Origin of the sequence: Daejeonella sp. (assembly GCF_044232565.1) — a bacterium.
Classification (GTDB): Bacteria; Bacteroidota; Bacteroidia; order Sphingobacteriales; family Sphingobacteriaceae; genus Daejeonella.
This window is the reverse complement of record NZ_JBIILQ010000102.1, coordinates 1-8,989: the sequence shown is the minus strand read 5'-3', so window position 1 is coordinate 8,989 and position 8,989 is coordinate 1. Positions and strand designations below refer to the sequence as shown.

Below are 8,989 nucleotides of genomic sequence, written 5' to 3'. Positions count from 1 at the left end.
GATCAAGGGTGTCTTTACCGGGATTGAAAAGTTCAATAAATTCAACCAATGGCAGTCCAACCTCCGGTGATGGATCAGCGAATATTTCGGTGATAAATATGCGGGCGGTATCAATCCTGACTGGTGGGATAGGTGGTGGAGGCGGTGGTGTAGGTAGTGCAGGAATGCTAAAACTAAATGGCGTAGCACTACTGAAAGTATTTCCGCTACAATCTTTTATTCCACTAATACTTAATTGGTAAGTTGTACCTGCTTTGAATTTTTCGCTGAATTTTAAAGTCACTAGCTTGAAATCGCCACTGCTATTTATCTCTTTGATCTGGCCAGAGGTGGGAAGCAGAGAAAAATGATTATTGTTTATTGATTCAATATTAGGCGGTTTATTTAAATTGACCACTATTGTTGAGTCTGATAACTGATTTATACTATCTACCTTAAAGCTCATCTGATCGAAATTTGCAATGAAAGTAGAATTTTGCTTTCCGGGTGTTCCGCCAGTTGGATCCTTTGAGCTAGTCCAGTTGAAAATTCCCTCACAAATGGATTTCGGATTTACCCGTTCAAGGCTCCATCCACCTTGTTTTTTCAAAGATTCTCGATGCCAATTGTCTGAATAGGAGATCGAATCGATTAAAACATTAAATGGGTCCCTTATTTGTATCACATCAGCAGCATTATTTAATGAGGGCCAGGGTGAAATACCCAATACACTTCCAAATTTTTTGAATTCTGAGGTGTCTGACTTCGCGCAAAGTATTAAATATGAGTTGGGAGAAATACTAATATTTCCTAAAGCTCCTGAACTTGAAGGGTCGCTGAGCCTCCAGTTCTGCATTGATATAGTTTCATTTGTTGTGTTTAAAATTTCAATAAACTCCACCGATGGCAGATCAATCTGCGGCGCTGGATCGGCAAATATTTCGTTTATTACGATATCTCTGAATTGAGCTTTGTACGGTTTTTTATACACAAATGGCACACTGTTTTTATTTTGAATGATGTTCCCCGCCTTATCCTTAATATTAGCCACCTTTAAGATATAAGTACCTGAATTTAAAGGTTTTGTTAGTTTAATTTTAAATCTAGTCGGGTCGGAAGTAGCTTGAATAAGCTCCATTGATCCACTGTAATTTTCCAAACTATAATTTATTGGGTTGTGAACTCCAAGACTATCCATAGCCTCATTGAAAGCAATATCCAATAAATTCGAGTCTAATGTTGTAGCACTTATTAATTCTGGCGGACTTTTATCGGAAACTAAAGCTTCAATTGTAAAATCGTCGAAAAAATGTTTCTGGAAAAATGATGCGGTAGACTGCTGTATGTAAATGCCAAAAAATGAGGAAGTTGTGAAATCTAAATCGACAGCGTTGCCTTCTAAAATGTAGGTGTTACTAGTGCCACTAAGGTCTCTTTCAAGGGTGAATAATCCCTCATTATTTCTAATAACTCGTACCCTAATTGAAGAATTACTTGAATTTGTTGTTCCATTCACCCCGTCAATTAGCTTCACGGTAGTACTGATAAGTCCGGATCTTTTATAGAGGCATATTTCATCATTTGTATTGCCAATACGTACAAAATATCCATTAATTAAGCTGCTGTTTAAATCGGCCTTGTCAGCAATTAAATAGATATCAACATAATTTGTTCCTGAAGTATTAAACTGAAGATTTACCCAAAACTCCCATTTTGAATTTAGCGCGATAGCATTTACAGTGCTTATTGAGAAGCTACTTGAAGCAATACTTGAATTTGACTTAAGTTGTTTATTTAGAACAATAAAATCAGCATTATTTGAGGAGCTTGTCCATGTGGGATTTGATAAAAAATCTCCATCGCTGAAGTTATCAGCTAATTGAGCATTAGCTAATTGGCTGTATATAAAAAGGCTTATTAGAATAATTTTTCTCATTTCTTACCTCAATTGCACTCTGAAAGTAAGGTTATGATCCATGAGGGTCAGTTAAAATTAGTTTATCGTGGGATCTTAATTAGTAAACGGTAATAATTGTGTTAAAATTTATATTTTGAGTCTAAAATTTCAGCTTTAGGCTCTTTAAAGCGATAATTCACCAAACAATTCACCATATTTGTTTGATATTAAATATTAAATTAAAAAATACAGAAAATGAGAGTCGCAGTAGTTGGCGCAACCGGACTTGTTGGTTCGGTGATGTTAAAAGTTTTAGCAGAGCGCAATTTCCCAGTTAGTGAATTAATCCCAGTAGCCTCTGCAAAGAGTGCAGGAAAACAGATTGAGTTTAAGGGGAAAAAGTATACTGTTGTGACTATGGATGATGCGATAGCAATGAAACCCGATGTAGCATTGTTTTCTGCTGGAGGATCTACCTCACTAGAAAGTGCGCCACGTTTTGCTGAAGTTGGTACAACGGTGATTGATAATTCGTCTGCTTGGCGGATGGATCCGGATAAGAAATTAATTGTTCCTGAAGTGAATGCGCATGAGCTTAGGGCAGAGGACAAAATTATTGCCAACCCGAACTGTTCAACTATTCAGATGGTAGTGGTTTTAAAGCCATTGCATGATAAATTTAAGATTAAACGTGTTGTTGTTTCTACCTATCAGTCGGTTACTGGAACAGGTGTAAAAGCCGTCGATCAAATGATGAATGAGCGCAAGGGAATAATTGGTGAAATGGCTTATCCTTATCCGATTGACCTGAACGTAATTCCTCAAATCGATGTTTTTCAAGATAATGGATACACTAAGGAAGAAATGAAAATGATCCTTGAGACCAAAAAAATCATGAGCGATGATTCTATTCGTGTAACAGCTACTACTGTACGTATCCCAGTAATGGGCGGTCATTCGGAGTCTGTAAACATTGAGTTTGAAAATGATTTTGATCTAAATGAAGTTCGTTCAATCCTCGAAAAAGAGGAAGGGATTATTGTTGTTGATGATCCTGAAAACCTTAAATATCCCATGCCAATGGATGCCCATGAAAAAGATGAGGTTTTTGTTGGCCGGATTAGAAGGGATGAATCGCAGGATAAAACCTTGAATTTATGGATAGTTGCAGATAATCTTAGAAAAGGCGCAGCAACAAATGCAGTGCAAATTGCCGAGTATCTCATGGCTAAAAACTTGATTTAATCTTTACATGAAACTAGTCGTTTTAGATGCTTATACCTTGAATCCTGGCGATCTTAGCTGGGATGGAATAAAACGTTTTGGTGATCTTGAAGTATACGACAGAACTCCTATTGAAGATATCTTAGAGCGTTGCAAGGGTGCAGAAATTGTTTTTACCAACAAAACACCTCTTAGGGAAGATGTTCTTGCTCAGTTACCCGATTTAAAGTATATCGGGGTACTTGCAACAGGCTATAATGTAGTAGACGTTGATTTTGCTCGTAAAAGCGGAATAAAAGTTGCCAATGTTCCAGGTTACGGAACAGCTTCAGTAGTACAATTAACATTCTCCTTGCTTTTTGAATTATGCATGCATGTTCAAAAACATAGTGATTCGGTTTTTAATGGCGAATGGTCAGCTTCTGCTGATTTTAGTTATTGGAATTATCCATTGATTGAACTAGAGGGCAAAACATTGGGTATCATTGGCTTTGGCTCCATTGGGCAGAAGGTAGCGGATGTTGCTATTGCCTTAGGAATGAATGTATTGGCTTATTCACGAAGCCAGACAGATCAAGCACATCGTGTAAACTTTAAATGGGCCTCATTAAATGAATTGCTAATTCATGCAGATGTGGTTAGCATTCACTGCCCCTTATTTCCGGAAACTCAAGGATTAATCAATAAAAACACAATCAAATTGATGAAAAAGTCTGCCTTCTTTCTAAATACCTCTAGAGGGCCGATCGTAGTTGAACAAGATTTAGCAGATGCCTTAAACTCAGGCTTAATTGCCGGTGCTGGGTTAGATGTGCTTTCTGTTGAGCCGCCTTCTCCAAATAATCCGCTTTTAACAGCTAAAAACTGCCTGATTACGCCACACATCGCTTGGGCCACCAAAGAAGCTCGAACACGATTAATGGCAATAACAGAAAATAATTTATCCTCATATCTTGACAAGAATCCAGTAAATATCGTTAATAATGGCAATCACTAATTAAATCTATGAAAAAATATACCTTGCTATTTCTTATTTCATTTGTTTTATTTGGCTGTAGCACAAAACATTATCAATCAGCAAAAATATCAAGCCAAGCTTCTGCCGATATCGATGCTCGCCTAAAGCAATTGAATATTCAATTGGTAGAGCCATCTGTTCCAACCGCTAATTTTGTGAAAACTGTTCGTGTTGGGAACTTGGTTTTTACCTCTGGGCATGGTCCTGATAAACCTGAAGGAGGAACTTACCAAGGCCGCCTAGGTGCAGACCTAACGATTGAACAAGGTCAAGAAGCTGCTCGTTTAACCGGAATAGCTTTACTATCAAGCCTTAAAAAGGAAATTGGAGATTTAGGTAAGGTTAAAAGAATAGTAAAAGTATTAGGCATGGTTCAATGTACCCCCGAATTTAAAGATCATCCAAAAGTGATGAATGCCTTTTCTGATATGATGGTTGGTGTATTTGGTGAAAAAGGTAAGCATGCTCGTTCAGCAGTAGGTATGTCGGCACTACCAGGTAATATTGCAATTGAGATTGAAATGATTGTTGAAATTGAGAACTAATCTTTATTGAACGCATATTTTAGGGCGCTGACTTGCCTTTATTGCAAATCAGCATTTATTATTGCTATTTTTCTTAAAATATGAACAGAAAAAAATAAATTAAAATTATCTTTTTAATTTATTAATTTAATTTTAGATAAATTATAAATTAGTACATGAAATACATTTTAGCTGTTTTTTTTCTTATTACTTCTTCATCGATCTCATCGCAAACATTAAAGCAAAGGATTGAAAATGCCTACGATGGCTTCGAGATGGATTCACAGATGAAGTATGGCATAAGCTCTTTTACAGTGTTGAATGCCTTGACGGGTGAGCTTGTTTTTGCGAAAAACGAGAATATTGGTCTGGCAAGTGCTTCTACACTCAAGACAGTTACCGCAGCTACTGCATATCATGTGCTAGGTGAAGATTACAGGTGGGAGACCAGTATTGGCTACAATGGAACAATCTCTCCCAATGGTATTTTAAATGGCGATTTAATAATTGCTGGTGCTGGCGACCCTAGTCTCGGCAGCGACAGATATGACTTGACGAAGTCTGAACTTATTCTAAATAAATGGGTTGATGCTGTTATCCGCTCAGGCATAAAAAACATAACAGGAGCTATAATTGCTGATGATCGTTTATTTGGTACGCAAACCATGCCTGGAGGGTGGACTTGGCAAGACATGGGCAATTACTATGGTGCCGGACCATCATCTTTAACTTGGAGGGAAAATCAGTTTGATCTTATTTTTAAACCGGGTGCTCGGGTTGGAGAGGCTACCGAGCTTTTAGGGACCAAGCCTAAGATGGGCTATCTTAATATTGTAAATGAGGTTAAAACTGGTGCTGCAGGCACTGGCGATAATGTTTATGCTTATTCTGCGCCTTATTCTTCTGTGATTTACGTAAGAGGTACTTATGGCATCGATTTAAAAAAGGAAATCGCTGCCTCAGTGCCGGATCCTGCATTTGATTTGGCAATTAATATTTTTAATAAATTAAGTGATTTAGGTGTTAAAGTAGAAAAGGGAGCCACTACTGCAAGGCTTCAGTCCCTAAACAATCAAAATTTTGCTCCTCTTGCTAAGATTATCGATACGCATAGCTCTCCAAACCTCGATAAAATTATTTACTGGTTTAATCAAAAAAGTATCAATCTCTATGGAGAACATTTATTAAAAACGATAGCGCAAAAAGAGGGTAAAGAAATTTCTACCCCTGCCGGAGTGAAAATCCTCAAGAGATTCTGGCTTGATAAAGCGGGTATTGATGGTGATGCATTGAATATCTATGATGGAAGTGGCTTGTCGCCTTCAAACCGCATAAGCACCATGGCTATGGCACAAATACTGCAGACTATAAAAAAGGAAAGCTGGTTTCCAGGTTTCTACGAGAGTTTGCCGCTCTATAATAATATGAAAATGAAAAGTGGTAGTATTAGTGATGTGATTGCTTATACTGGATATCAAACTAGTGCCGATGGCACTCCTTTAGTTTTTTCATTTATTATCAATAATTATAGTGGGAGTAGTTCTGCTGCGCGACAAAAAATGTTTACAGTTTTAAACACATTAAAACAGTGAGATAGGTTTCTTAATGAAATAATCGAGTCATTTTTTATGTGATTTGTTTTTCAAAGATTCAAATAATGTAATTTCGTACTATGTCAAAAGCCATTATTATTGGGGCAGGAATTGCTGGTATCGCTACCGCAATTCGTCTGGCCTTAAAGGGTTATCAAGTAGAGGTATTCGAAGCAGGTTCTATTGCCGGTGGTAAACTGTCTGAGATGAAATTGAATGATTTCCGCTTTGATATGGGCCCTAGTTTGTTTACTATGCCCCAATATGTAGACGAACTGTTTACTTTGGCTGGTAAAAACCCCTCCGACTATTTTCAATATAAAAAGCTTGATATTGTTTGTAATTACTTTTATGAGGATGGGACAAGAATTAGCGCATTTGCAGATCGCAATAAATTTGCTGAAGAAATGGCCGCAAAAACTGAAGATAATGCAGCATCTATCATTCGATTTTTAGAGAAAAGTAAAACTATCTACGAAATTACTAATTCTGTTTTCCTGCAAAGGTCGCTTCATAAATGGAGTAGTTATTTTAGTTGGCAGACGTTCAAATCCTTGATAAGATTCCCCCAAATTGATGCTTTTCGCTCCATGAATCAGTCAATTGAGTCGTATTTTAAGGATTATAAAACCATTCGTTTTTTTAATCGATATGCCACATATAACGGCTCCAACCCCTACAAGGCTCCAGCAACCTTAAATGTAATTCCTCATTTTGAGCAATATTTTGGTGCTTATTTTCCGGTAGGAGGGATGTATTCCATCTCCAGCTCCCTCGAACAGCTTGCGCGCGATTTAGGTGTTACATTTAATTTCAATTCCTATGTTGAAGAGATTGTACTTGATAAAGGTCGCGCAAAGGCGGTAATGGTTAATGGTTTAAGCTATGGAGCAGATTTAATCGTATCTAACATGGATGTTTGGTACACTTATCAAAATCTTCTAAAAAACTTTGCTGTGCCCGAACGTATTCAAAAGCAGGAACGCAGCAGCTCTGCACTTATTTTTTATTGGGGTATTAACCGTTCATTTCCTGAACTTGAAATGCACAACATATTTTTTACCGAAAACTATCGTGAAGAGTTTAAACAGATTTGGGAGGATAAATCTATTTATCATGATCCTACCATTTATGTGAATATAAGCTCTAAAAGCAAATCAGATGATGCTCCTAAAGGTTCTGAAAATTGGTTTACCATGATCAATGTGCCCTCAAATACAGGTCAGAATTGGGATGAACTGATTGCTGATGCCCGCAAAAATATGATCGACAAACTTTCTAAAAATTTGGGCTGTGATATAAGTCAGCATATTAGCTGTGAAGAAATATTGGATCCGAGATCGATTGATTCTAAAACCTTTTCCTATCAAGGCTCACTCTATGGAAGTAGTTCTAATAGCCAGTTTTCAGCATTTTTGAGGCATGCTAACTTTACATCAAAAATTGAAGGGCTATATTTTGTAGGAGGAAGTGTGCATCCTGGGGGAGGAATCCCACTCGCTCTTTTATCTGCTAAAATTGTAGATGAATTGCTAAACTAGTGCCATGTATTTCCTAAACGCTAAAAAATGATATCTTTAACATATGCTTGAACCACGTCAAAATTGGGTTGTATTTAAATTCTTCTCTTGGTATATCAATAGGATTATTAAGTCCGATTTTCAAGATTTACTTTTCAATGAAATAAATTATGACCGAAATAGATCCGTTCTTCTCTTAGCGAATCATTTTTCTTGGTGGGATGGATTCCTGCTTTTTCAAATTAACCGTCTTTATTTCAAGAAGAAGTTTCATGTGATGATTAGTGAGGAAAACTATCATAAAGTATGGTTTCTAAAATATCTTGGGAGCTTCTCAGTGAAGAAAAAATCTAGAAGTATTATCGAAACCCTCGAATATGCAGGTAAATTACTGGATGATTCAAATAATTTAGTGCTGATATTTCCCCAGGGGAAGCTCCACTCTGGGCATGTAGATGAAATAAATTTTGAAAAGGGCTTGATGAATTTAATCAATAGTTCTACCAAATCTTTTCAATACGTATTTGCAGCAAGCTTTACGGATCATTTTGAAAAGCGCAAACCTACAATAAACTGCTATCTTCAAAACTGGGAAGCTGCTGAGTTTACAAGTTTGCAGCTTATTAAAAGTGCTTTTAATAAACATTATGAAATTTCGCGGCAAAAGCAAACCGCAATTGCCCTATAAGAATGATACTGATTTACTCAATTTTCTTTTTTTTAGTATTGCGTTTTGTTGTTACTCTGTTTAATTTCATTTCCAATCCGAAACTTACAGGTTCAACAAGGCAGCATGAAGATTTTGTTTCTATATTAATCCCAGCAAGGAATGAGGAAGACGATATTCTTAATTTATTGACTTCCATAAGCGCCCAGAATTATCAAAATTATGAGGTAATTGTTTTGGATGATAATTCGACAGACAATACCTTTCAGCTTTGTCAGGATTACAGTAATCAAAACAAGCGATTTAAAGTGTTAGCGGGTAAAGCACTTCCCAAGGATTGGCTTGGTAAAAATTTTGCATGTTATCAATTAGCTCAAGCTGCTAAGGGGAATTATTTCATTTTTCTGGATGCAGATGAAACGGTCAAAGATGGACTGATTAATAATTCAATTAATCGCATGAAAACTAGTGGCATAAGCTTGCTTAGTCTCTTTACTGATCAGGTGATGAAAACTTGGGGTGAGCGTCTTGTGGTGCCATTGATGCATTATGTTTTGCTAAATTTATT

General features: G+C 36.8%; 8 protein-coding genes. 7 read left to right on the top strand and 1 reads right to left on the bottom strand.

The window, feature by feature from the left end; all coding sequences use genetic code 11:
- Positions 1-1,915, bottom strand: a 1,915-nt coding sequence (locus ACILQF_RS07140) for a lamin tail domain-containing protein (protein ID WP_395626728.1), incomplete at its 3' end; no start/stop codon positions are given.
- A gap of 216 nt (positions 1,916-2,131) precedes the next feature.
- Here ACILQF_RS07140 and ACILQF_RS07135 point away from each other — a divergent pair.
- The 7 genes from ACILQF_RS07135 to ACILQF_RS07105 form a co-directional block, all read left to right on the top strand.
- Positions 2,132-3,121 (top strand): aspartate-semialdehyde dehydrogenase, encoded by a 990-nt coding sequence (locus ACILQF_RS07135; protein ID WP_395626727.1) that lies wholly within the window; start codon positions 2,132-2,134, stop codon positions 3,119-3,121.
- 7 nt (positions 3,122-3,128) lie between these two features.
- Entirely contained in the window at positions 3,129-4,097 is a 969-nt protein-coding gene (locus ACILQF_RS07130; RefSeq protein ID WP_395626726.1) for a D-2-hydroxyacid dehydrogenase, read from the top strand.
- A gap of 8 nt (positions 4,098-4,105) precedes the next feature.
- The gene (locus ACILQF_RS07125; protein ID WP_395626725.1) at positions 4,106-4,663 is read left to right on the top strand and encodes a RidA family protein; all 558 of its coding nucleotides are present in this window, start codon (positions 4,106-4,108) and stop codon (positions 4,661-4,663) included.
- Positions 4,664-4,818: 155 nt separating this feature from the next.
- Positions 4,819-6,234 (top strand): D-alanyl-D-alanine carboxypeptidase/D-alanyl-D-alanine-endopeptidase, encoded by a 1,416-nt coding sequence (gene dacB, locus ACILQF_RS07120; RefSeq protein WP_395626724.1) that lies wholly within the window; start codon positions 4,819-4,821, stop codon positions 6,232-6,234.
- An 80-nt stretch (positions 6,235-6,314) separates the two neighbouring features.
- Positions 6,315-7,775, top strand: coding sequence for a 1-hydroxycarotenoid 3,4-desaturase CrtD (gene crtD / locus ACILQF_RS07115; protein WP_395626723.1), 1,461 nt, complete (start codon positions 6,315-6,317; stop codon positions 7,773-7,775).
- 43 nt (positions 7,776-7,818) lie between these two features.
- The gene (locus tag ACILQF_RS07110; RefSeq protein WP_395626722.1) at positions 7,819-8,442 is read left to right on the top strand and encodes a lysophospholipid acyltransferase family protein; all 624 of its coding nucleotides are present in this window, start codon (positions 7,819-7,821) and stop codon (positions 8,440-8,442) included.
- A gap of 2 nt (positions 8,443-8,444) precedes the next feature.
- Positions 8,445-8,989 (top strand): glycosyltransferase (locus tag ACILQF_RS07105; RefSeq protein WP_395626721.1); only part of this gene is annotated, 545 nt, incomplete at its 3' end.

Excerpts from the sequence above, each read along its gene's own strand:
- ACILQF_RS07135 (WP_395626727.1), top strand. The coding sequence starts at position 2,132 with ATGAGAGTCGCAGTAGTTGGCGCAACCGGACTTGTTGGTTCGGTGATG.
- ACILQF_RS07130 (WP_395626726.1), top strand. The coding sequence starts at position 3,129 with ATGAAACTAGTCGTTTTAGATGCTTATACCTTGAATCCTGGCGATCTT.
- ACILQF_RS07125 (WP_395626725.1), top strand. The coding sequence starts at position 4,106 with ATGAAAAAATATACCTTGCTATTTCTTATTTCATTTGTTTTATTTGGC.
- dacB (WP_395626724.1), top strand. The coding sequence starts at position 4,819 with ATGAAATACATTTTAGCTGTTTTTTTTCTTATTACTTCTTCATCGATC.
- crtD (WP_395626723.1), top strand. The coding sequence starts at position 6,315 with ATGTCAAAAGCCATTATTATTGGGGCAGGAATTGCTGGTATCGCTACC.
- ACILQF_RS07110 (WP_395626722.1), top strand. The coding sequence starts at position 7,819 with ATGCTTGAACCACGTCAAAATTGGGTTGTATTTAAATTCTTCTCTTGG.